This is a genomic window from Methanobrevibacter millerae, from assembly GCF_900103415.1.
Classification (GTDB): domain Archaea; phylum Methanobacteriota; class Methanobacteria; order Methanobacteriales; family Methanobacteriaceae; genus Methanocatella; species Methanocatella millerae.
The window spans coordinates 1-23,693 of the sequence record NZ_FMXB01000016.1; the positions used below are offsets into that span (position 1 = coordinate 1).

Here is a 23,693-nt window from a genome sequence, read left to right on the forward strand (position 1 = left end):
CCTTAACAATAAAAATCCTTATAAATCTGACCAATTTTATTAATAAAAAAAATATTCCATCAAAAAATAATCAAAAAAAAAATATCGTGATTAATCACTTTCCTACGATTATTTTATATAAACCAACACCAAAAATGAAAAGTTAATTTGTATACTGAATGTTGATTCCTACTCAAATAATTAATCAAAATAATTCATATAATCAAAAACGTATTTAAACCGTTTATTACAAACGTATACCAATACTAACACATTATAAAAAAAACACCCCCCCCATTGTGCAATTCATCCCCAACCTAGAAGAAGTTGGGGTATTCTTGCAATATTATGATAAATACCATGTTTATCATTATTTTTAAATTCACAACGATAAACTGTTAAAAAAGCCAAATCCACATAGATTGCTCCGCCATGTTTTAAATTCTCTTCTTTATTTGTTAATTTATTGTCTTTGAAAAGTGTGTTTGTAATGGTTGCTGCTGTTCCGGACATATAAATTGCCGCACCATCGTAACCAGCACGGTTATCACTAAAAGTAGTTTGCCTTATGGTGCTTATACTGTCTAAAATAACTAAAGCCCCGCCAAAGCCTGAAGAACAGTCTTCAAAGAGTGTTTCATAAATCAGTACATTACCATTATCCTCATATAAGAAACCTCCGGCATCTATGAATACCGCACCACCATTATTTGTGGAAGTTGCATTTATAAATGTTGAGTTCATGATAACAACCTCATCCAATTCTTTTATGGCTACGGCACCAGCGCTTTTTATTGCATGCAAATTCATGAATGTTGAATTGTATATGTATGTTTTTCTATCGTTATATATTGCAGTAGCATATTGTGCAGTCGTATTGGCAAAGGTACAGTAATCTACGAAAATTGTTGATTCAACACCATATATCATACCCTTAAATGGTGTGTTATCTGTCATGAAAGTTGAATCATAAGTTTTCAGCACTGAGTTTTCACAGCAAATTGAACTGCCTGTTCCCGCATAATTATTAATAAAATTAGAATTTTTAACTATAGTGGGGTTTCCAGTGATTAAAGCTCCTCCTGATTGCTTTGCATTATTGCTTATAAAAGTAACGTTATTAAGAGTCAGATTCCAGGCAATATTAAAAATTCCTCCACCATTTACATTAAATCCATTGATTATTTTAAGATTGCTGATAGTTATATTTGAACCATATACCTCAAGCAATCTGGATTGATTTTTTCCATCGAGCGTGTGTCCCTTTCCGTCAATTACAAAATTTGTTTTATTTACAACAACCCCCTCTTCTAAACCATTATCAGTTTGTGAATCAATGCATAATCCTGAGTGAGTATAAGACTGTCAGATTCTTCATTAACTTCCTTCTGGAGTGAAGTGAGATTTCCATCAGCATAAACACAGCCGATTGAAATAAACAGTATTAATAGAATAAGAAATAGTCCAATTTTTTTCAAAATTTATACCTCCAATATTAAGTGATAGTATTAATTTATTGAAAATAATATATAAAATTAGTTAAAAAACAAATTATAATTCAACAGCTGTCCGTAAAATCTAATTTTTTGATTTTTTGCCAAAAAAAGCTTTTGAATTATTTTTTCTCACTTTTAACAAATCATCCTAAAAAAAATCAATAAGTCTGCCAAAAACTAATTTTGGCGGACATCCAAATAAGTAAAAAAGAAATTTAGTTTTAATCGATTGTGATGCATTCATTCGGACAGACGTCAACGCAGGTTTCACAGTAGCTGCATTCGTCCGGATCGTTGATGGTCAGCTTGCCATCTTCAAGAATCAAAACTTCCATAGGGCATACGTCAGTACAGTCCCCGCAATTATCACATTTATCTCTATTTATTGTTATATCAGCCATTTTTTAATCTCCAAATTCATTATTGATTTTAGGACACATTAAATATTAATGCAATCCAATTGAAACCACTATTAATATTTTGAACTTCAAAACATTTAAATTTTTAAATAATTGGAAATCAATAATAATCTAATATGAACAGGGCATTTATATCGAAGTCAAAGTATTGCCAATGCGTGCAGTGCGAAAAGATTTTCTGGCTGAACAAATATAAGGCGGAAAGTGCTGCATCAGAAAACAACGAATCCGTTTTTGAAACCGGAAAAAAGGTAGGCGAGCTTGCAAAAGGATTGTTCGGAGATTATGAGGACATACCCTCAGACGGGACCCTTTTTGAAAGGATTGCAAAAACAAAGATGCTGATGGTTGCTAAAACAAAAATCATCACGGAAGCATCATTTGCCTATAACAACAATTTCTGCAGCGTTGACATCCTTAAAAACGATTCCGACGGAGTGGAAATCTATGAAGTGAAAAGTTCCACAAAAATCGATGACATATATTTGGATGACGCCGCATTCCAGTACATGGTATTGTCCGATTTGGGTTTAAACGTCAAAAAAGTAGCAATTGTCTATTTGAACAACGAATACGTGAGAGGTAGTGAGCTTGACATCACCCAGCTATTCAACATTGAAGACATTACCGATGCCTGTTTGGAAAAGCAGGACGAGATAAGGGCAAACATCGAAATGATTAATGATTACATGGACGTTTACGGCGAATATAACGAGCCAGTTAAAGAGATAGGATTGCACTGCTTCAAGCCATACAAATGCCCTTTCTGGCAGTACTGTACACGGAACCTGCCTAAACCGAATGTATTTGATATTGCAGGCATGCAGAACCGCACAAAATTCAAGAAATATGATGAGGGCAAAATATCATTCGAAGATTTGAAAAACGAGGACATTAACGAGAAATGCCTGGAACAGATTGATTTTGAGCTTAATGACCGCCCGGCAAAGATAGAAAAGGAAGCTGTAATGGAAGTGCTTGATTCGCTTAATTATCCACTTTATTTCATCGATTATGAATCCTGCCAGCATGCAATACCCGAGCTTGAAGGGACAAAGGCCTATCAGCAGATTCCTTTCCAGTATTCACTGCACATCATCAGAGAGGAAGGGGCACCCCTGGAACATAAGGAGTTCCTGGCCGAAGCCGACGATGAAAACGTAATCAGGAACTTTGCCGAAAGCATGATTGAGGACATGAGCGAAAACGGCAGCGTAATCGTCTACAACAAGACCTTTGAAGCGACCAGAAACCGTGAAATCGGCGAGATGTATCCTGACCTGAAGGAGGAAATGGATCGAATCAACTCTAACATCGTTGATTTGATGGTGCCGTTCAGAAACAGAGACTACTATACAAAGGAAATGAAAGGCTCCTATTCAATCAAATACGTTCTGCCGGCATTGTATCCCAACGATCCGGAACTGGATTACGGTGAGCTTTCATTAATTCACAAGGGCGATGAAGCCTCAAACGCATTTTTAACCCTAAAGGACAAGTCTCCAGAAGAACAGGAAGAAATAAGAAAAGCGTTGCTTGAATACTGCAGACTGGACACGTACGCAATGGTCAAGATATGGGAGAAATTCAGAGAAGTTGTGAAAAATGAGTGAAGAGATTTCAAGGGCGAGCTAAGATGAATCCTTGAAGCCATCATCAATTAAATCAAAACTATTTCTTTTCATTTAATTTAATCGAGTGTATGTGCAATTAATGCCAAGAATTTCGAAAACCAAATCTCATTTGAAATGAGGATATATATGAAAGCTTTGCCGAAAGCGGTTTTCCAATGGCTTAGGCCTGAATTAATTTCAACCTATTGCCGAATCCTGAGAGTGAAATATGACATCACCGCAACCACTTTTGATGAAAAACTCCCCCGATTTTTCAGGGCCAAATTAAAATATTATATAATAAATCCTACAAAACTATAAATATTAGGTGATAAAATGGAATTTAGAAAAATACTTGGAATTATTTTTATACTATTAGGTATAATTTTCATAGTTTACCCTATGTATAGTGCGGCAGCAGTATCCCTTATTGCAGGCATATGTCTAATATGCTTCGGATTTGCTTCCATTGTTAAAGGATTTTCTTTTTGGAGCATGATGGCTCACGTTTCAGCGCTTGATATACTGATAGGAATTTGTGCAGTACTCTTCGGATTTTTATTTATATATAAAATCGACGCATTGTCTTTCCTTTCAGCATACCTGTTCTATTTGGTTGCATTCGTGCTGATATTTGTAGGTATCTTCGGAATTTTCTTTGCAATCGATACCACATCAAGACTCATGTCAATATTGATTTTAATATTAGGTTTTATAGCAACTTATCTCGCTGCATTTTCAATTGCACAGCCATTATATGTCGCAATTCTAGTTGGAATCGGTTTAATTTTAGAAGGTTTGAGTTTATTTTTAATCAACCCGGTTATTGATAGAATTTAAATTTTAAGTGATAATTATGGATAAAGAGACAAAGGAACGTTTGGGCGAAATCAGGGCAGCCATGAAAAAATACGGCTTCGACAAGATTTTAGGCCAAACAGCAAAAAGCAAACTACGCCACAAAGAGCTGGATGACGAGGACAATCTTTTGCTGGACGATGAACTCCCCGTAAAACTGAGACTGATGCTTCAGGAACTGGGAACCACATTCATCAAGTTAGGTCAGCTATTGAGTACAAGACCGGATATTGTCGGAGAAAAGGTTGCAGCAGAACTTGCCAATTTGCAAGACGACAATCCTGCAATAACATACGAACAGGTAAAGGAAATAGTTGAAAGGGAACTAGAAGGCAACATTGATGAACTATATGCAGATTTCAAGCATGAGCACTTAGCGACCGCATCAATCGGTCAGGTTCATGAAGCCACATTAATTACCGGCGAACGTGTTGCAGTCAAAATCCAAAAGGAAGGCATTACCGATAAGATTGACCTTGATTTAAGGATAATGAAGTATGTCGCAAATCGTGCAGACAAATTCAACTCCGATTTGAAAAAACTGAACCTGCCGGGAATCATGGAGGAGTTTGACCGTTCCATTCACAAGGAAATCGACTACAACAACGAATTCATGAACATGCAGCGCATTGAAATGAATTTCGTGGACAATCCCCAAATTCACATTCCGGCCACATACGCCGAATACTGTACCTCAAAAGTCCTTACCATGGAATTCATTGAAGGTACAAAACTCAATGACGTTTATGCAAGCACAGGAGACGAATTCGACAAGAAGCTATTGGCAAAAAATGTTCTGGATTCATATCTCCAGCAGCTGTTCATCGACGGATTCTTCCACGGAGATCCTCACCCAGGAAACATCATGATTTTGGAGGACAACGTAGTATGTTATCTCGATTTGGGTATGATGGGATTCTTTGATGAGGAATTCAAGCGCAACCTTTCAGAAGTAATGCTTTTATTCGTAGACCAGGACGTTGACGGACTGATCAACCAATTGATGTACATGGACATCCTTGATTATGACATCGACACGAAAACATTAAGAAGAGACCTCAATGACCTCTTTGGAAGGTATTTCGGCGTACAGCTTAACCGTTTCGACGGAGTGCTGGAAGCGCTTCTCAGCCTCATGCAGGAATATGGAGTAATCATTCCGAATGAAATCGTTACAATGGCAAGAGGACTGTCAATGATTGAAGCCATTGCGCACAATCTCGATCCGCAAATCGATGTATTCGCATCAATCAAGCCTATCGCTACGCAGATTGCCAAAAAAAGAGTCAGCCCTAAAGAATTCATAAAAGGCAAAAAAAGCAACCTGATTCTTTATGACCATATGGTCAGGAACCTTCCTAAACTTCTTACAAGGATGATTCACAAGATTGATAACGAAGAGTTCCGCTTCCACCTGGAAGTTGACATTACCGACAAGGTTTCAATTATCGCACTGGTATCAGCGCTCATAATAGGTTCATCAGTCGTTTCATTTGGACCTAGACTATTCGACATGCCTGCGATTTCCTTAATCGGATATATAATTGCCATAATCCTAAGCGTTATCGGCATAAAGAAATTCGTTTTAAAATAGATTTGGAGGAATTAATTTTCCTCAACACTTATTTTTTTAATTATCGAAATTGATTAATTTAATTTTCTTCATCATGAATATCCATGTCATTGCAATTGAAAGAAGACATGAGAGAATAATAATTGGCGGATAGAAATAGTAACCGATAATTATGAAAATCACCGTAAAGCCAATGTTTATAATGTAGTTATTGTAATTCTGGAACGCCATCTGCAGGAATGAATTTGATTCATCTATCTTTTTCATCTGATATGTTGCGACAATGGAGCATACGTTAATTATAATGAAATCGATACCGTAGACGCACTGAGGCACGAATTCATTGAAATTCATGGCGACATATGTCGTCAAGTAAGGAATCAGTGAAAGGAAGAACAAACCCAGACATATGGCCCAGATTGACTTGTAATTGATCTTGTTGACGATGGAGAACAGGTTATAGGTAAAGTTCCACACATTAAAGCAGACTATGAAACTGATTGCATATGCTATGAATTCAAGTTTCAGTTCCAGTAGGGCGCCTAAGCTGCCGTTTACTGCAGTCGGGATTTCAAGCACGATAATCGTTATAATAATAGCTATAATCGCATCAATAAGAGCTTCAAACCTTTCAGTATCTTCAAATTCCTGGCCCTGCATTCTGTTATAGATTATGCTCAGAACCACTGATATTAAACACATCAGATAAATTCCCGGAACGTATATCGTGTAGGATATGACAAAACCTATCAATATAATGATTAAAGGCCCGATGAAATGAATTTTCTTAATGTGGAGTTCCTTTAATTTCTCATTGGACTTGTTTGCTCCGAACACCACAACCACTGAAATGATATGGGAAATGTTGGCGAAAAGTATAATCAGTCCAAATATCGTCTCGGCAGTTAATGAATACAGGTTCAGGGAAAGCCATGAGGCGAAATACGGGAAGAGCGTAAAGAGAAACATTGAAATCCCATATGAAATGAGAACCTTGTTGTTAATGTCATCGATATGCTGGAACAGCTTCTGATTTGTGTACCAGATATTGATGATAGAGAGAAATACGATGAAATAGGTTGTTATACTAAGCAAATTTGCAAATAGATCCCCCCAGCCGGGACCGAATGGCTGAGGAATCTTTAAAACCAGAATCGTTATAACAATCGCCAGAACCGCATCATAAAATGTTTCAAACCTATTCGTATTCATGGTTTAACATTTGTTTTGAAAGTTAATAAATCTTATTTATTCATAACATTAAATTGAAGCTTTCACCAAAAAAAATGTATTTAAATGAATGACTTTTGCATTAATGCCAGGTATCCGGAAAATCAAAGTGCTTTTTGAATTGGGATGTATATGAAAGAGCTTTCAATTCACAAATTATATAACTTTTACAGTTAATAACTATTAATTAATTGGTAATAATCTTGCCGTTAATTAATGTTAATTGGAGAAGATAACGTGAAAAAAACAAAAGTAATATGCAGCATAGGTCCTGCTTCCGATTCCGTTGAGGTAATGAGCGAAATGGTTAATGCAGGAATGGACTGTGCTCGAATCAATCTCAGCCATGCCACAAAGGAAGGAATAATCAATACGATAGAGGTCATTCGTGAAGTGCGAGAGGCATGCAACGCACATATAGCAATAATGTACGACACCAAAGGACCTGAATTCAGAACGCTTAAATTCGAAAACGGCGGCATAACCCTTAAGGCGGGTGACACCATCAGGATGAGCAAGACCTGCACACTTGGAAACGAAGAGGAATTCGGAGTCAACCACTGCGAAGCGATAGACTTTATCAAAACAGGACACCAAGTGCTGATAGACAATGCCCTTCTTGAACTGGAAGTAATTGAGAAGAAAGAGGATTATGTGGTATTGAAAGCCCTGGAGGACGGAAAGATTAAAGACAACAAGACAATAAATGTTCCGGGCGTCGATTTAAACCTGGAATTCATGAGCGAAATCGACAGACAGGACATTACCTTTGCTGCACAGCATTCATGCGATTATCTTGCATTGTCATTTGTTAATTCAAGAGAGGACGTTATTGAAGCCCGCAAAATTATTGAAGATGCAGGAGGAGACGCACTTATCATCTCAAAAATCGAAAGCAACAAAGGCCTTGAAAACATTGACGAGATAATCGACGAGTCAGACGGCATTATGGTAGCCAGAGGAGATCTGGGAGTGGACGTTCCTTTAGAAGAGCTTCCGATGATTCAAAAAATCATAATCAAAAAATGCCGTCAGAAGGGCAAGTTCGCCATTGTCGCCACGGAAATGCTTGCTTCAATGTATGAAAGCCCAAGGCCTACACGAGCGGAAGTATCAGACGTTGCAAACGCAGTACTTGACGGAACGGACTGCGTGATGCTTTCAGGCGAAACCACAATCGGAAAGTTTCCGGTGCAATCCGTTGTAATAATGAGCCGAATATGCGAATACGTTGAATCAACAATCGACTATACCAAACACGTCGCCTACAAGGGAAACATAGGCATCGGAGATACTATTGCCAAGCTTGTTGTGGACGCCGTTGAATTCAATGATATTAAATTAATAGCTACAACGACAATGTCCGGATTTACGGCCAGAAGCATAAGCAATTTCAGGCCGAATTCAATAATCATGGCCTGCTGTCCGTCAAACCATATTGCAGAAAAGGTTGCTCTGAACTTCGGCGTCAAGCCCGTGGTAACCGACATTTACGAATCAACAGATAAAATGGTTGAAAACGCAAGAAAAACGGCAGAAAAGGAATTCAATTTGAATAAAGGCGATTTGATAGTGGTTACCGGAGGATTTCCATTAGGAAAGGCGAAAAAAACAAATTATCTAAGAATTATGGAAATCTAAAAATCATGCATTTTTAGGCTTCATTTTTGTAAACAATACTGAAAATCCGACCACCACAAGGGTTATGATGATATCAACAATTATTTCAAGCATGTTGGTATCACTAACCAGATCTATAATACCATAAATCCAGATTACAATAAGAAGAATAGGCAATACATATTTGATTGTAAAAACCCATGTCTTTCCAACCTTAACCGTGGAAAATTCATTGAGAATGGGAATTACCTTTTCAACGCCATAGAACCATCCGAAAATTATTGCCTGCACACCAATCAAAATCAGTACTCCAAAGCTGTTTACAAAATTGTCAACAATTTCGACCAGATAACTGCTCAATCCCGTTGAAAAGATAACGGAACAGGCAATTGTTACGATTACAAGAATTGTTACTCCCTTGCGACGGCTCCATGCAAACTTGTCACACAATGATGAAAGCAATGGTTCAAATAGGGCCAGTGCTGAGGTAAATCCTGCAAACAATATGGATAAGAACAATAGAGGACCCATAACCTGACCTACAATACCCATTTCACTAAAAATTTGCGGGAACACTACAAATATCAGTCCCGTTCCTTGGCTAATCAGATTTTCTATTGGCACTGATGACTTTATTGACATGTATCCGAGTATTGAAAAGACCCCTACGGCGATGAAAATTTCATACAACGTGTTTGTAATGACTACAAGCAAGACTTCATCGACAAGTTTTGAATTTTTAGGAAGATACGTTGCATATGTGTAAACCATTGCCTGGCCTATGCTTAAAGTGAAAATTGTCTGACCGAACGCTGCAAGCCAGATGTTAATATTGAAAAGAGCCGACCAGTTCGGCGTAAGCAAGGTTTTCAATCCCAGGACAGAACCTTCCAGCGTGAATGAGTATATAAAAATTAAAATCATGATAATAAAAAGCATCGGAATTAAAACGGATGATATAGTTCCGATTCCTTTCACGTCATGAGTAGACACTATCCAGAAAAGTATCCACAATACTGTTGTACAAAACAGCGTAGGCAAAATCAGCCTTGCTGCATTGGACAAATCACTGCTGCCTCCGACATATGTTGTGAAAAATGAATTGGGATCCGCTCCCCAGCCAAAGGTAAAGCTATTTAGGAAATATGCAAAATCCCATCCCAAAATGACCATATAATAAATTACAACAATAAATACAAATAAAACCAGCATCCAGGCGAAAATCTCAAATTCCGGCCGGATATCATGCATCAGCTTCGAAAAACTCTTTTTTAAACTGAAACCCAAGCCATATTCTAGAATTAAAAAGGGAATTCCCATGACCAAAATTGCTATTAAATAAGGTATGAAAAATGAGCCCCCACCATTGGAATAGAGCACATAGCTGAAACGCCAGATGTTTCCGATTCCTATCGTAAGGCCTATCATGGCCAAAATAAACGTAAATATTGAACTCCACTGTGAATTCTTATTCATTCAATCCCCTTAATATTTTTTAGTAATTGAAATAGGCATATATTATAATTTTTGGATATGATGATAAAAATAATTATTGTTTTAGCAATTATTTTTTGAACAAAAAATTATTTTTTAAAGAATCATATTGGATTTAAACTTTAATCTTATCGTGTTTTCCAAAAAATGTTCGTTTCTATACGAACAAATATTAAAGTAATAAAAAGTAATTAAATTTTAAAATCAAATATAATTAGATAAAATAAATTAATTAATTAAACACAAAAATTTAATTTTTTAAAAATAAAAAATAATTAAATATCAATTAATATTTGCTAAATAAACTTCTTAAAATCTTTATTGAAAAATTTTTTTGACCGAAAGGTTTATATAGTAAGACTTACACAGTATATGTGTCAAAGTTAAAATGACCGGTTGGCGAGAAGACAACCGAAATTTCTTATCATACTAATTTAATCATACGGAGATGATATCCATGACTCAAAATGAAAAAACATTGAAAGTTGCTGAAGCCCTTTCCCAAAGGGAAATCGGCCAAGGCATTGCAAGAGTCGATCCAAACGTAATGTCCGAATTGGAACTTAACGAAAGAGACATAATCGAAATCAACGGTGATAAAAAAACCGCAGCCATTGTGCTACCTTCACAAACCGACATCGGTCTTGGCATAATCAGGATTGACGGACTGGTTCGTAAGAATTCAGGAGCAACCATAGGCGGCGAAGTTACAATCAAAAAGGCCAATGCAGTAGAGGCCAAAAAAGTTGTTTTAGCACCGACTGAAGATAACATCCGTGTACAGGGTGACGTGCGCGGTTTATTCATGGGAAAAGTAATGATGCAAGGAGACATCATCGGATCTCAAATCAGAGCCCCAAGGCCAAATATGGGATTCAACAGCATATTTGACGAATTGCTGGACTTTACCCCTGCAATGAGAGAAATCAGATTCGCAGTATTGTCCACCCAGCCTGGAGGAATCACTGTAGTCGGACAGAACACCGAAGTGGAACTCCACGAATCCCCGGTTGACGTAAGCAAGCTCGAAGGGGTAACCAACCTTGTGGACGTAAGCTACGAAGACGTCGGCGGTCTTAAGGAAGAAGTCAAAAAAGTAAGGGAAATGATTGAAATCCCTCTTAAAAGACCGGAATTATTTGAAAAGTTAGGAATAGCTCCTCCAAAAGGTGTGTTAATGCACGGACCACCTGGAACCGGTAAGACCCTCCTTGCAAAAGCCGTTGCAAGCGAAAGTGACGCCCATTTCATCCTGATTAACGGACCTGAAATCATGAGCAAATACGTCGGAGGATCCGAAGAAAACCTCAGGGAATTCTTTGAAGAAGCTGAAGCCAACTCCCCTTCAATCATATTCATTGATGAACTGGACGCAATCGCTCCTAAAAGGGAAGAAACCAACGGCGAAGTCGAAAGAAGAACCGTTGCACAATTGCTGACATTAATGGACGGCCTTAAATCAAGAGGCCAGGTCGTAGTCATAGGTGCAACCAACAGACCTGATTCCCTTGATCCGGCTTTAAGAAGACCTGGAAGGTTTGACCGTGAAATAGAAATCGGCGTACCTGATGCTGACGAAAGGGAAGAAGTCCTTGAAATCCACACAAGAAACATGCCTATAGCAGAAGACGTCGATTTAAAGCAGATTGCAAGCACGACCCACGGATTTGTAGGAGCAGATCTGGAATCATTATGTAAGGAAGCCGCAATGAGGGTAGTGAGAAGGATTCTGCCTGAAATCAAAAGCGACGATGAAGAGATTCCAGAAGAAGTCCTTAAAAAAATCATAGTAACTAAAGATGACTTCAAATCCGCACAGAAAGAGATTCAGCCTTCAGCACTCAGGGAAGTCCTCGTGCAGGTGCCTGACGTTGGCTGGGACGATATCGGTGGACTTGATGACGCCAAACAGGAACTGCAGGAAGCAGTTGAATGGCCTTTAAAATATCCGGAAACCTTCCAAAGATTAGGCGTAAGGCCTCCAAAAGGAACCCTGCTTTACGGAATCCCTGGAACCGGAAAGACCTTGCTTGCAAAAGCAGTGGCACATGAAAGCGAAGCAAACTTCATTTCAGTCAAAGGCCCTGAATTATTATCAAAATGGGTTGGAGAATCCGAAAAAGGCGTAAGGGAAGTTTTCAGAAAAGCAAAACAGACCGCTCCAACAGTAATATTCTTCGATGAAATCGATTCCATAGCAAGCACAAGAAGCGGAAACGATGGAGATAGTGGTGTGACAAAAAGAGTAGTTAATCAACTGTTAACCGAAATGGACGGATTGGAAGAGCTTGAAGATGTAGCAATCATCGCTGCAACCAACAGGCCGGACATTATCGATCCGGGTTTAATGAGACCTGGAAGGTTCGACAGACACATTAAAGTCGATACGCCATCCGAAGAGGCAAGACTCGCAATCTTTGAAGTCCATACCAAAGGCATGCCATTGGCAAGTGACGTTAACCTTAAAAAATTAGCAAAAAGTACCGACGGATATGTCGGGGCTGATATCGAAGCCGTATGTCGTGAAGCAGCAATGCTCACGTTAAGAAACAATTTAGAAGCTTCTGAAATACCAAACGAATATTTCAAAGAAGCAATCGAAAAAATAAAACCTGCAAATAAGGCAGATGAACAACTAGTCCAATATATGTAAGGAAGAACCCCACTTCCTTACAACCCTCCATTTTTTTCTCCTGCCAAAAAACCATCCCATAAAAAAAAGATTATTCCATCCATCTTTTAAGTTTAGGAAACATTTCCTCCGACATTTTTCTTGCTTCCTCTTCGCTCATGCCTGTGGCTTCAGCGGTTTTTGGAACGCAGAAATCAATCATTTCTTCCATAGTTATGTCGCTTGTAAATTCACCGTTCTGATAGCAGTATTTACAGTAATCTTGGCTTTTGGAACCGTCCTTTTCAGTTCCGAAATCGTCCTCGCCCATAGGCATGGCGCAGGATTGACAAAAAATCATATCTTCAAAATTCATATTTAATCACCAGAGGACTATTTATTTGTGTTAGAATATAAAAGTTTAGAAAGCATCTGATAAGTATTATTTAAACGGCAAAATGTCATCCTCTGATCGCATGCTTCTTGTATAATACTGTGCCTTGTATTCGATGAACGGGAATCTGAAGCCGCTGACTCCATATTTAGGGTTGTATCCGAATATGTTGATGTATTCATTTAAATCATCACGTTCATTTCTCAGCTCGCGAGTTATTTCATAAAGCGCTTTCGTATCATCAATTGCCCTGTGGAAATTAACCTCTTCAACGCCGTAGTAGTGGACTGCATCTATTAACTTATGCGGATACTCCTTTCTGTCCTTGAAAACGGTAACAGTATCCAGCCAGTTCAGATTGGACACGATATCGTCGGCCTCTGATGGAAAGTGCCTTTTCAATAAGAAGTAAATGAATGACAAGTCAAACTGGGCGTTGTGGGCAACCATCAATGTATCCTCGGTCAGCCTCTCCTTTAAATCATTGGCGACTTTTTCCTCGCTGACGCCCTCGTTTTTAAGCATTTCATTGGTTATGCTTGTAATTTCAGTGATTCCCGGATGGATGGGTTCGCCGATATTAATGAACTCATCGTATTCCTCGATGATTTCACCGTCAACAACAGTAAACATTGCAAGCTCGATTATTTTGCAGTTGATACAATCCAAACCGGACGTTTCAGTGTCAAAAAAGATTATTTTAATGAGAATTCCTCCAAAAATAAATTAATAAAAGGTCGATTATTCACTCCTTTAAGTGATAAAGTAATTTTTATAGCAGTAAATATTTAAATATTTAGAAAAAATCAGCTAATTTTTAGATTTGAACCGAATTCTAAAAATTATTTAAGTCTTGGAAAACAAATTCAGAAAGTGATGAAAAAACTCTATTATATTTTCGCTATTCTTTCAGGATTGCTCTTCGGTTCGGGCGGAATATTTGTGAGAACCCTGACCCAAAACGGAATCGATTCAACGACATTACTGTTCCTGAGGTTCTCAATAGCCCTTCCAGTAATATTAATGGTTATTCTAGTAAGTGACAGAAATCTGTTAAAAATACGATTGAAGGATTTAAAATTGTTCATTGTGACGGGACTGAGTATCATTGCCCTTAATTTGTGCTATAATACATCAGTGAACTGCGTCAGCTTATCCTTGGCTGCGATACTTTTAAGTTCCGCACCGGTTTTCGTCATCATATTCGCATATGTGCTTTTTAAGGAGAGGATAACGTCAAAAAAAATCGTTTCAATAGCTCTTGTAATAATGGGCTGCATATTGACAACAGGACTTTTAGAGGGAAACGTTGCCAATGTATCAGCCATGGGAATCCTCGCAGGAGCAGGTTCTGCAATATTCTGGGCAATCTATACCGTTGCATCCAAGAAATGCCTTGAAGAAGGAATAGAAACATATACAATACTTTTTTACTCATTAATTATAATTACGATTGTTCTGCTGCCGGTTACGAGCTTCACCCAGATAAGCACCTTCATTAACCTGAACGTTGGGCCAAATATCGTATTTCTTATTCTGCATTCACTATTCTGCTTTGCAATGCCATATGTCCTTTTAACGCTTTCCCTTAACCACATCGATTCGGGAAGCGCCTCAATTCTGACATCAGGCGCCGAGCCATTATCAGCATTAGTCTACGGCATCATCGTTTACAGTGAAATTCCAACGCCATTAATGTTTTTTGGTATGATTTTGGCAATTATAGCACTTGCAATACTGTCAAAAAGCGAAAGTTAATTACAATTAAAATGAAATATTAGTTTAAAGGTGAGAGTATGGCAAAGGACCGTCATGTTATAGAAGCGGTTGGAAAGACCGAAGTGGTAATTGAAAATGGTGAAATAACCCATATTGGAGAAACGCTTGTCGATTACTGTCCGATTTATGACAAAATCGATAATGCAAAGGAGTTGAATAGAGAATTCATCGAATTCAACATCAACAAGAGAATCCGTGAATTCGGAATGTGCACACCCCAAAGGGTAGTCAGAATGCCTGACGTCTTGAGTTTTGGAATTTCCGAAATCCTTAAAACAAACGTGGAATTGGGCCTTATTGACTGCGTTGTCGGAGTCTGCGACGGTGTTGGAACATTATTAATGACCGAAGGAGACCTTATTCAGGGTGTTGGAGGAAGGGTATCCGGACTTGTAAGCACAACACCAATTCCGGAAGTTATCGAGCAGGTCGGTGTGGAAAATGTTGTAAATCCCGAAACTGCAGAACTGACACCAATTAAAGGGCTTGAAATGGCTGTTGAAAGAGGATTTAAAAACATTGCCATAACAATACTTCCGGGAGAAATAATTAAGGAAATCCGTGAATATCCTGTTCCTGAAGACGTTAACGTTTATATTCTGGTGGCGCACGCAACAAATGCGAGCGAAAAGGATGTCGAATACGTATTTGAATATGCTGACGTTACAACCGCCTGCGCATCCAAAAAAGTCAGGAAATATGCTGAAGAAAGAGAACTTTACTATTCAGGCTCAAAAGTTCCGATTTTTGCAATTACAGAAAAGGGAAGGGAATTTTTAGACAACCGTCTTGAAAAAATTGGAAAACCGTTAACTGACAACAATTATCCTTTAAACCTCGAACAGCACCCAAATCCGTTGGTTTAAAATTCATCAAAAAATGATTAAATACTTTGATAAACATAATATTTCTAATTAAGTTAATTTAAATGAGGGAAGATATTGACTCAAAAAAGCGAAGCAGTAAAAGGCAACATTACTCCCGAAATGGAAGAGGTTGCAAAAAATGAAAATATTGACGTTAATAAACTGGCCAGACTGATAAGTGACGGAAAAGTTGTTATTCCTAAAAACGTTAACAGCCATGCAAAAGCCTGCGGTGTAGGTGAAGGCCTTACAACAAAAATCAATGCAAATATAGGCTCTTCATCAAAAATCGATGATTTGGATTTGGAAATCAATAAGGCAAAGCTGGCCGTTGAATACGGTGCTGACGCCATAATGGATTTGTCAACGGGTTCTGACTTGAAATTATTCAGACAAAAGATAATGGATGCCGTTGACGTCATTATCGGAACCGTGCCTATTTATGAAGCGGGCGTTGTTACACTGGCTAAAAACAAAGAAATAATAGAGATGGATCCCGACGACATGTTCAAGGCCATTGAAAATCAGGCCAAGGAAGGAGTGGACTTCATGACCCTTCACTGCGGAATTACAAAAGACCTGGTTTCAAAACTTGAAAAGCAGAAACGTATGATGGGAATCGTAAGCCGTGGAGGCACATTCCTTGCATCATGGATCAAGCACAACGATTTGGAAAACCCACTATACGAAAATTACGATTATCTTTTGGATTTGGCATTCGAGTATGACATTACCTTGTCATTAGGCGACGGGCTCAGGCCAGGCTGTCTTGCCGATGCAAGTGACATTCCGCAAATCCAGGAACTGGTTAACTTGGGAGGCCTTGTAAAAAGGGCTCAGGATGCTGACGTTCAGGTTATGGTTGAAGGGCCGGGACACATGCCTTTAAATCAGATAAAAGCAAATATGGAACTTCAAAAAACCATATGTTACGGAGCTCCGTTTTACGTTTTGGGACCTTTGGTTACCGATTTGGCACCCGGATACGACCACATTACCTCAGCAATCGGAGGAGCGATAGCAGCAAGCAGTGGAGCCAACTTTTTATGCTACGTTACCCCTGCAGAGCATCTCTCACTTCCTTCACTTGAAGACGTTAAGGAGGGAGTCATAGCTTCCAAAATAGCTGCAGAAGCCGCCGACGTTGCACGTGGACTGCCTCAGGCATGGATAAGGGAGCGCCAGATGGGAATAGCCAGAAGGGAATTCGACTGGGAAACCCAGTTTAACCTGGCCTTTGACAAATCAAAACCAAGGCAGTACAGGGACAAATGCGAACTCGATGACGATGAAATGTGCGCAATGTGCGGAGAATATTGTGCTGTAAAAATAGCAAAAGGCGATTTTTAATGAAATATCAAGAATTAGTGGACGTTTACTCAGCTCTTGAAGCCACCACGAAACGTCTGGAAAAGACTGAAATCATATCCGAATACTTAAAGAAACTGGATGCCGATACAATAGGAAAAGTCGGATTATTGCTCAGAGGAGGAGTCTTTCCGGCATGGAGTTCAGAAGAAATCGGAATCGGCGCCAAATTAGTTGAAAGAGCAGTTGCTGAAGCTGTCGGAACCACACCGGCCAAAGTGGAAGATGCCGTGCGTGACGAAGGAGATATCGGCCTTGCATGCGTTAAATTATACTCCAACAAGTCCCAGATGACCTTTTTCTCACAGCCGCTGACAATCGACTTTGTTTTCGCAAGCCTGCAGAAACTCTCCAAGATAAGCGGATCACGCTCCACTAACCGTAAAATATCAATCTTATTGGAATTATTGTCACAGGCTTCAGCTACGGAAGCCAAATACCTTACACGTACGATTACAGAAGAATTAAGAATCGGCGTTGGCGACGGCGTCGTTCGTGACGGAATCGCACAGGCCTTTGATATCGACAAGGCAATTGTCGAGAGGGCGCAGATGCTTACCAATGACTTTTCGGTCGTTGCAAGAACCGCCCTTCTGGAGGGGGCTGAAGGATTATCCAAACTTAATTTAACCCCTGGAACTCCGGTAAAGCCTATGCTTGCACAGCTTTCACCTCCAATTACTGAAATCATACCGGAAATGGGAACGGCAATCTGTGAAACCAAATATGACGGAATACGCCTGCAGGTTCACAGGAATGGTTCGCAAATCAAGATATTCACCCGAAGGCTTGAAAACATCACCCACGCGCTTCCCGAAATCGTTGAGCTCTTTGACGAGTACCTGCCGCACGAGGACTATATCGTAGAAGGCGAGGTAATAGCTACACGTGACGGCAAGCCTCTGCCTTTCCAGAACATCCTTCATAGAGTACGGAGGAAATACAACGTGGAAGAGGCAATGGAAAACGTTCCGTTAAAATTATACCTCTTTGACGTTTTATACTATAAGGAACCGATGATTGATGAGCCGCTGATGAAAAGAAGAGAGACATTGGAAAACATTGTCGATACGAGCGTTGATGCAATGAACCTGAGCACAATGCTTGTCGGCACGCCTGAAAACATTGATGAAATAGAGGAGCTTTTCAACTCATCAATTGCAGCCCATCACGAAGGAATCATGATTAAGGACGCTTCAGAACCATACATTCCGGGAATCAGAGGAAAGAAAATGCTTAAATACAAGGCGGAGCCTGAAACCCTGGACATGATAATCATAGGAGGAACCTACGGAATCGGAAAACGTGGAGATTTCGTCGGATCTTATCTTGTGGCATTAAGGGACGAAGATGACGAGTTCAAAAGCGTCGCATATGCAGCAACCGGCCTTGACGATGCGACACTGGAATATTTAACCAAAAAAATGAAGGAGCTTGAAATTTCAACGAAAGGCCGTGAAATCGTTGTTGAGCCTAAGATAGTTCTGGAAATCGCATTTTCAGAAATCGTCGAATCACCGGAATATGAAACCGGCTATTCATTAAGGTTCCCTGTCGTTAAAAACATAAGAAAAGATAAAGGTCCTAATGATGTCGATACCGTTGAAAGGCTGCTTTCGATGTATGACGCGCAATGAGGTGATTAAATGGAATGTGTAAACTGCGGCGAAGAGTTTGATGAGGAATTTAATGACGACTGTCCCTACTGCGGATGCTCTGCAGATGCTGTGATATGTCCGGACTGCGGCTCGGCTGTTGACGACGACATAACCTGCAGCGCATGCGGATACATGCTTAATGACCCCTACGAAGACTATTACGCCGAAGACAGTGAAGATGACGATGATTGGGAAGAAGAAGATTTTGACGATGATGAAATCAGATATGGTGGAGAAAATACCTGCGCAGACTGCACATACTGGCAGGCTCACCCTTTAGGTTCAGCCCATGGAATGATTTGTCAAAAGACCGGAGCCATTACCGACCCGGACGATTCCTGCGGCCATTTCGTCAGGATGTTTCACTCTTCAAACTACGGCGACGAAGGCCAGTACAGCTTCACGGACACCGAACAGGAGAAGAAAAGAAAACTAGATATGTGGCGAACGAGAAGATTTTAGGTTTTGTTTTATACGAATTGTTCGTATTTTTTTCTAATTTTAACTTAATTCTATTTGCGCAATGATGTAAGTTAAACACACTCTTTAAAATTCAATGCTTTCCATGACATTTGGAATTAATGTTTTAGAGTTTGGAACCAATTTTTCAAATTCCTCAGGGTTCTGTGCAATTGAAGGAAATGTATTGTAGTGCATTGGAATAACAAATTTGGGTTTAATCCAGCTAGCTGCAATTGATGCTTCTTTGATGTCCATTGTAAAAATGTTTCCAATAGGTAATATTGCAATATCCGGTTTGTAAATTTCTCCAATTACAAATTTCATATCAGAGAAAAGTCCAGTATCTCCAGCATGAAAAACTTTCAAATTGTTGTCGAAAGTCAATAAAAAGCTTCCAGGATTCCCTGCATATTTTGTATCAATTTCAAAGTCAAATGTTGAGCTGTGTCTGGCTTCAAGCATTCTGATTTCAACATCCTCAAATTTAACGGATGCACCATAGTTAATTCCAATGGCATTTACTCCTTTTCTTTGAAGATATATGGAAATTTCATAATTTGTTATAACAATCAAATTTGTATTGTTTCTTGATATTTCAATGACATCTCCGAAGTGGTCTGCATGGCCGTGGGTGATGCAGATAATGTCAGGATGCAAATCGCTAATTTTTAGAGGGCATACAGGATTTGCCTGAATGAATGGGTCGATTAAAATATTTAATCCTCTATTTGAGGTTAATTCAAATGCCGAATGACCTAACCATTTAAGTTTCATATTTTACAGACCCCATCAGCACAACTGTCTGCGTCCTTATCATCATCAACTTCATTTTCTGCAACAATTTGTGACAGGACACTTTTAAAGTCATCATATGATAATGCGCCTGGAATTGAGTATTTATTGTCAAATAAATAAAATGGAACACCATGTATTCCTCCGGATAATGCAATATCCTCGTCTTCTTCAACCTGACTGTTGTATAAATTACTGTTCAGCACGTCATTTATTTGATTTTCATCCAAACCTGCATCTAAAGCGATTTTAAGTAACACTTCCTTATCTGCCAGCTTAAGGTTTTCAACAAAATAAGCATCAAATAGTAATCTGGCCAGTTTTTCCACATTTTCAGGATATTTGTCCTGTGCCAGTTTCATCAGTCTGTGGGCATCACGGGTGTTAGTGTAAAGTGTTGATTCATATTTAAAATCAATGCCCTCATCACGGCCAAGCCCTGAAATTTGTGCAACCTGCTTTCTAGCGTCTTCAATTGATAGGCCATATTTGATGGCAAACCTTTCAACAGTAGTGGATTTGACATCCTTTGGTGCGTTTTGATCAAGCTCAAAAGCACGGATATCAAATTCAACATCCAAATTTAAATCATTGATTGCTCTTTTTAATCTGCTATTGCCAATGTAACAGTATGGACAGGCAAAGTCGCTCCAGTATGTAATTTTCATAATATTCCTCAAAGAAATATTTAAAAAATTTAATTAATAAATAAGTAAGTAACTGTATAATTACTTGGTAGATAATATGATTAGCAATGATATTTGCCCGATTGGAAATACTTTAGATTTGTTTAACAGGAAATGGATTTTTTGTATCATGTCAAATATATTCAGGGGAATGACACATTTCAACGAGTTTAAGGATGCAAATCCCACAATCAGTAATCATGTGTTGGCACAGACTCTGAAGTATATGGAAGAACAGGAACTAATCACCAAGACAGTTGTTGATGAGCACCATAATAAGACAGAATATGCTTTAACTCCTAAAGGCCTTAGGGCTAATAGGATACTATATGAAATCACTGAGTATTATTTTGATGAATTGAATTATTCCAATTCTGATGATGTGGAAATTGAAGAACTTTTGGGTGAATACCGCAAAATTTACAATATCAGGTAAGTTTATAATTACTTATTTCTTTTTATACTATTTTTTACTAATTACTTTTTATGAAATCCATATTTGATAAATGTAAATTCGGTGACTTAATACTTAACAGCAGAATCATCAGAACAGGTTTATGGGAATCCCAACAAGATGATTTAAACGCAATTTATGATAGATATGAAAAAATAGCCTCAAGCGGGGTTGGTCTAATTACTTCTGAGCTGTATTCAATATATCCTAATGATAAGTTTAGTGAACATTCCTTTAAAATGAGCAATCGGAATTTCATGACTGTGGCAAGAAAATTGGCTGAAATTTGCCATAGTTATGGGGTTGCAATTTTAGGGCAAGTTGAATTCATCAAATTCAACCGTGGAATTGACTTGGATATTTCAGTCAATGATTTAACTGTTGAAGATATTCGTAAAATACAGGCAGATATTATTTCTGCAGCTCAACAGTTGCAATTTGCAGGATTTGACGGGATTCAATTGTCAATAGGTAATAATTTTTACCTATCTAAATTCATCAATCCATATTATAATCAAAGGGAAGATAATTATGGTGGAAATTTATTTAATAGGTCACGTTTGGTTTTGGAATTGGTTAAAGTAATGAAAGATAACTTGGATTTACATATTTCCTGCAAAATCAACACTTTTGATGAGAGGAAAAATGGATTTAATTCAACTGAAAGTTTTAAAGCTTGTAAATTACTTGAAAAAGTTGGAGTTGACAGTCTTCAGTTAACACGACCTCTTTCACCTTTGTATTTCACCAACAAAGTATCTGGAGAAGATGAACTAATAGATTATACTTCTAAACTAATAGATTCTGTTGACATTCCTGTCATTGTTGGTGGGGGATTTAATGATATGATTCATATGAATGAATTGCTGAACAGTACTAATATTGAATTCATGTCAATGTACAGGCCTTTTGTTGCGAAGGAAGATTTTTTAAATAATTGGAAAATCAATGGTGAAGGTAAATCCAAATGTTTGAAATGCAATAATTGTTATAGGACAAAGACCAGCACATGTTACCATTATTAGGGTAATTTAAGGAAGCAAAAGTTGAGATTAATTATTGAATCAGTTAATTTTAGGTAATTTGTGAATTACTTTCTCCTTTTTATATTCCTTTTATCTAATATGTAACTATGAAAAGTATATTTGACAACACTAAATTCGGCAGTCTTGAGGTTTCCAGTCGTATAATAAGAAATGGGTTGTGGGAATCCCAAAACGATTCCAGTAAAAATCTGTCTCAGGATGTATTTGACAGATATGAAAAATTATCAAAAAATAATGTTGGCGTAATAGTCTCCGAGTTGATTTCATTATATAGTCATGACAGATTCAGTGATTTTACTGATTATATTAATGCTCCTTCATTCATACGGGACTTTAAAGAGGTTACCAGCATAGCCCATGAAAATAATACTCCAATTCTTGCCCAAATAGGCTTTGTCAACTGTAATGTAAATGGGAAACAGATGATGGAAGTCAATGATTTGACTTTGGAGGATATAAAGACAATTCAGGCGGATTATATTGTTGCAGCAAAAAAGATAATGTTTGCAGGATTTGATGGAATAGAATTATGCATAGGCAATAATTTTTATTTATCACGTGTCATGAATCCTTTTGAAAATACACGCAGTGACAATTATGGTGGAAATACTTACAATCGTGAGAATGGTTTTGGAGATAATTAAATTGATTAAAAAAACAACAGGATTGCATGTTCACTGTAAGGTTAATTTGTATCAGGATGAAGAGGATTCTCTGGAAATTTGCAAAATTCTTGCTGAAAACGGTGCAGATAGCTTACAGATTACTAAATTCTTATCTCCACAATACTTTAGAAAAGGTCAATCAAATCAAGACATGTTAGTGAGCTTTGCGGATAAAGTTGCAAAGAATGTTTCCATCCCCGTTGTTTTAGGTGGGGGAAGGTCAGATATGGATAAAATCATCGAATTGTTAAATAATACTGATATTGACTTTATTTCAATGCAAAGACCCTTTGTAAAAGATCCTACTTTTTTAACTCAATGGAAAATTGATGGATATGGCAAATCTGAATGTAAAACTTGTAACAACTGCTATTGGAAAAAACAGAGTGTTTGTTTGATAGAATATAGTGATTAATCATCATTTTTTTTAAAGATATCTGCAATTAAAATAGTTTCATGAAATTTGGTCTAATGAGAGTATTATCGCATCTAAAAATTATTATGTTGCAAAATGAGAGTGTCGAAACTTTTTTATAAGTTTCATACGAATTGTTCGTAGTTTTTTCAAAATAATTTGTCTAATTAATTAAATTTTGTTGGTAATGTACGGTGTATGCAATGTTTCCAATT

The 23,693-nt window shown here is 38.0% G+C and carries 23 protein-coding genes; 14 read left to right on the forward strand and 9 right to left on the reverse strand.

What is annotated here, in order from left to right; translation table 11 throughout:
* Nucleotides 1-285 precede the first annotated feature (285 nt).
* The 3 genes from F3G70_RS09040 to F3G70_RS09045 form a co-directional block, all read right to left on the reverse strand.
* Nucleotides 286-1,209, reverse strand: a complete 924-nt coding sequence (locus F3G70_RS09040; protein WP_149732381.1) for a hypothetical protein — start codon at nucleotides 1,207-1,209, stop codon at nucleotides 286-288.
* A gap of 80 nt (nucleotides 1,210-1,289) precedes the next feature.
* On the reverse strand, nucleotides 1,290-1,457 hold the full coding sequence (locus F3G70_RS12110) for a hypothetical protein (protein ID WP_188118133.1): 168 nt from the start codon (nucleotides 1,455-1,457) through the stop codon (nucleotides 1,290-1,292).
* Nucleotides 1,458-1,696: 239 nt separating this feature from the next.
* Nucleotides 1,697-1,876 (reverse strand): 4Fe-4S binding protein, encoded by a 180-nt coding sequence (locus tag F3G70_RS09045; RefSeq protein ID WP_149732382.1) that lies wholly within the window; start codon nucleotides 1,874-1,876, stop codon nucleotides 1,697-1,699.
* Between the two features lie 176 nt (nucleotides 1,877-2,052).
* On the opposite strand from F3G70_RS09045, the gene F3G70_RS09050 reads away from it, so the two are divergent.
* The 3 genes from F3G70_RS09050 to F3G70_RS09060 all read left to right on the forward strand — a co-directional run bounded on the left by F3G70_RS09050 (nucleotide 2,053) and on the right by F3G70_RS09060 (nucleotide 5,959).
* The gene (locus tag F3G70_RS09050) at nucleotides 2,053-3,507 is read left to right on the forward strand and encodes a DUF2779 domain-containing protein (RefSeq protein WP_188118134.1); all 1,455 of its coding nucleotides are present in this window, start codon (nucleotides 2,053-2,055) and stop codon (nucleotides 3,505-3,507) included.
* Between the two features lie 336 nt (nucleotides 3,508-3,843).
* Complete coding sequence (locus F3G70_RS09055; RefSeq protein WP_149732384.1) at nucleotides 3,844-4,347, forward strand: DUF308 domain-containing protein; 504 nt, start codon at nucleotides 3,844-3,846, stop codon at nucleotides 4,345-4,347.
* A gap of 16 nt (nucleotides 4,348-4,363) precedes the next feature.
* Complete coding sequence (locus tag F3G70_RS09060) at nucleotides 4,364-5,959, forward strand: ABC1 kinase family protein (protein WP_149732385.1); 1,596 nt, start codon at nucleotides 4,364-4,366, stop codon at nucleotides 5,957-5,959.
* 36 nt (nucleotides 5,960-5,995) lie between these two features.
* Here the strand turns inward: F3G70_RS09060 and F3G70_RS09065 are convergent, their stop codons facing one another.
* Nucleotides 5,996-7,150, reverse strand: a complete 1,155-nt coding sequence (locus F3G70_RS09065; protein ID WP_149732386.1) for a TMEM175 family protein — start codon at nucleotides 7,148-7,150, stop codon at nucleotides 5,996-5,998.
* A gap of 255 nt (nucleotides 7,151-7,405) precedes the next feature.
* Between F3G70_RS09065 and pyk the strand changes: the two genes are divergently transcribed.
* Nucleotides 7,406-8,809 carry a pyruvate kinase gene (gene pyk, locus F3G70_RS09070; RefSeq protein ID WP_188118135.1) on the forward strand — a complete coding sequence of 468 codons (1,404 nt, stop codon included), beginning with the start codon at nucleotides 7,406-7,408 and terminating at the stop codon, nucleotides 8,807-8,809.
* A gap of 3 nt (nucleotides 8,810-8,812) precedes the next feature.
* On the opposite strand, the gene F3G70_RS09075 is transcribed toward pyk, so the two are convergent.
* Nucleotides 8,813-10,264: a sodium-dependent transporter gene (locus tag F3G70_RS09075; RefSeq protein WP_149732388.1), complete on the reverse strand. Its 1,452-nt coding sequence runs from the start codon at nucleotides 10,262-10,264 to the stop codon at nucleotides 8,813-8,815.
* A 475-nt stretch (nucleotides 10,265-10,739) separates the two neighbouring features.
* On the opposite strand from F3G70_RS09075, the gene F3G70_RS09080 reads away from it, so the two are divergent.
* The gene (locus tag F3G70_RS09080; RefSeq protein ID WP_149732389.1) at nucleotides 10,740-12,935 is read left to right on the forward strand and encodes a CDC48 family AAA ATPase; all 2,196 of its coding nucleotides are present in this window, start codon (nucleotides 10,740-10,742) and stop codon (nucleotides 12,933-12,935) included.
* 70 nt (nucleotides 12,936-13,005) lie between these two features.
* Here F3G70_RS09080 and F3G70_RS09085 read toward each other — a convergent pair whose 3' ends face one another.
* Nucleotides 13,006-13,269 carry a zinc ribbon domain-containing protein gene (locus F3G70_RS09085; protein WP_149732390.1) on the reverse strand — a complete coding sequence of 88 codons (264 nt, stop codon included), beginning with the start codon at nucleotides 13,267-13,269 and terminating at the stop codon, nucleotides 13,006-13,008.
* A gap of 66 nt (nucleotides 13,270-13,335) precedes the next feature.
* Nucleotides 13,336-14,010 carry a 3'-5' exonuclease gene (locus F3G70_RS09090; protein WP_149732391.1) on the reverse strand — a complete coding sequence of 225 codons (675 nt, stop codon included), beginning with the start codon at nucleotides 14,008-14,010 and terminating at the stop codon, nucleotides 13,336-13,338.
* A 153-nt stretch (nucleotides 14,011-14,163) separates the two neighbouring features.
* Between F3G70_RS09090 and F3G70_RS09095 the strand changes: the two genes are divergently transcribed.
* From F3G70_RS09095 to F3G70_RS09115, 5 genes are all read left to right on the forward strand, one after another.
* Nucleotides 14,164-15,045 (forward strand): DMT family transporter, encoded by an 882-nt coding sequence (locus F3G70_RS09095; RefSeq protein ID WP_149732392.1) that lies wholly within the window; start codon nucleotides 14,164-14,166, stop codon nucleotides 15,043-15,045.
* A gap of 38 nt (nucleotides 15,046-15,083) precedes the next feature.
* Nucleotides 15,084-15,932, forward strand: coding sequence for a methanogenesis marker 8 protein (locus tag F3G70_RS09100; protein WP_149732393.1), 849 nt, complete (start codon nucleotides 15,084-15,086; stop codon nucleotides 15,930-15,932).
* Nucleotides 15,933-16,007: 75 nt separating this feature from the next.
* On the forward strand, nucleotides 16,008-17,282 hold the full coding sequence (thiC, locus tag F3G70_RS09105) for a phosphomethylpyrimidine synthase (RefSeq protein WP_149732394.1): 1,275 nt from the start codon (nucleotides 16,008-16,010) through the stop codon (nucleotides 17,280-17,282).
* On the forward strand, nucleotides 17,282-18,937 hold the full coding sequence (locus F3G70_RS09110; RefSeq protein ID WP_149732395.1) for an ATP-dependent DNA ligase: 1,656 nt from the start codon (nucleotides 17,282-17,284) through the stop codon (nucleotides 18,935-18,937). Before thiC ends, F3G70_RS09110 begins: the two co-directional genes overlap by 1 nt.
* A 9-nt stretch (nucleotides 18,938-18,946) precedes the next feature.
* Entirely contained in the window at nucleotides 18,947-19,420 is a 474-nt protein-coding gene (locus tag F3G70_RS09115; RefSeq protein ID WP_149732396.1) for a hypothetical protein, read from the forward strand.
* A gap of 84 nt (nucleotides 19,421-19,504) precedes the next feature.
* Here the strand turns inward: F3G70_RS09115 and F3G70_RS09120 are convergent, their stop codons facing one another.
* A complete protein-coding gene (locus F3G70_RS09120) occupies nucleotides 19,505-20,194 on the reverse strand; it encodes a metal-dependent hydrolase (RefSeq protein ID WP_149732397.1) in 690 nt (229 codons plus the stop codon).
* Nucleotides 20,191-20,880, reverse strand: a complete 690-nt coding sequence (locus F3G70_RS09125; protein WP_149732398.1) for a DsbA family oxidoreductase — start codon at nucleotides 20,878-20,880, stop codon at nucleotides 20,191-20,193. Before F3G70_RS09125 ends, F3G70_RS09120 begins: the two co-directional genes overlap by 4 nt.
* A 76-nt stretch (nucleotides 20,881-20,956) precedes the next feature.
* Here F3G70_RS09125 and F3G70_RS09130 point away from each other — a divergent pair, with 76 nt between their 5' ends.
* The 4 genes from F3G70_RS09130 (at nucleotide 20,957) to F3G70_RS09145 (ending at nucleotide 23,478) form a co-directional block, all read left to right on the forward strand.
* Nucleotides 20,957-21,334, forward strand: coding sequence for a winged helix-turn-helix transcriptional regulator (locus F3G70_RS09130; protein WP_149732399.1), 378 nt, complete (start codon nucleotides 20,957-20,959; stop codon nucleotides 21,332-21,334).
* A 50-nt stretch (nucleotides 21,335-21,384) separates the two neighbouring features.
* On the forward strand, nucleotides 21,385-22,377 hold the full coding sequence (locus F3G70_RS09135) for an oxidoreductase (RefSeq protein WP_149732400.1): 993 nt from the start codon (nucleotides 21,385-21,387) through the stop codon (nucleotides 22,375-22,377).
* Between the two features lie 107 nt (nucleotides 22,378-22,484).
* Nucleotides 22,485-23,042, forward strand: coding sequence for an oxidoreductase (locus F3G70_RS09140; protein ID WP_149732401.1), 558 nt, complete (start codon nucleotides 22,485-22,487; stop codon nucleotides 23,040-23,042).
* Between the two features lies 1 nt (nucleotide 23,043).
* A complete protein-coding gene (locus F3G70_RS09145) occupies nucleotides 23,044-23,478 on the forward strand; it encodes a HisA/HisF-related TIM barrel protein (RefSeq protein ID WP_262492223.1) in 435 nt (144 codons plus the stop codon).
* The last annotated feature ends 215 nt before the right edge of the window (nucleotides 23,479-23,693 follow it).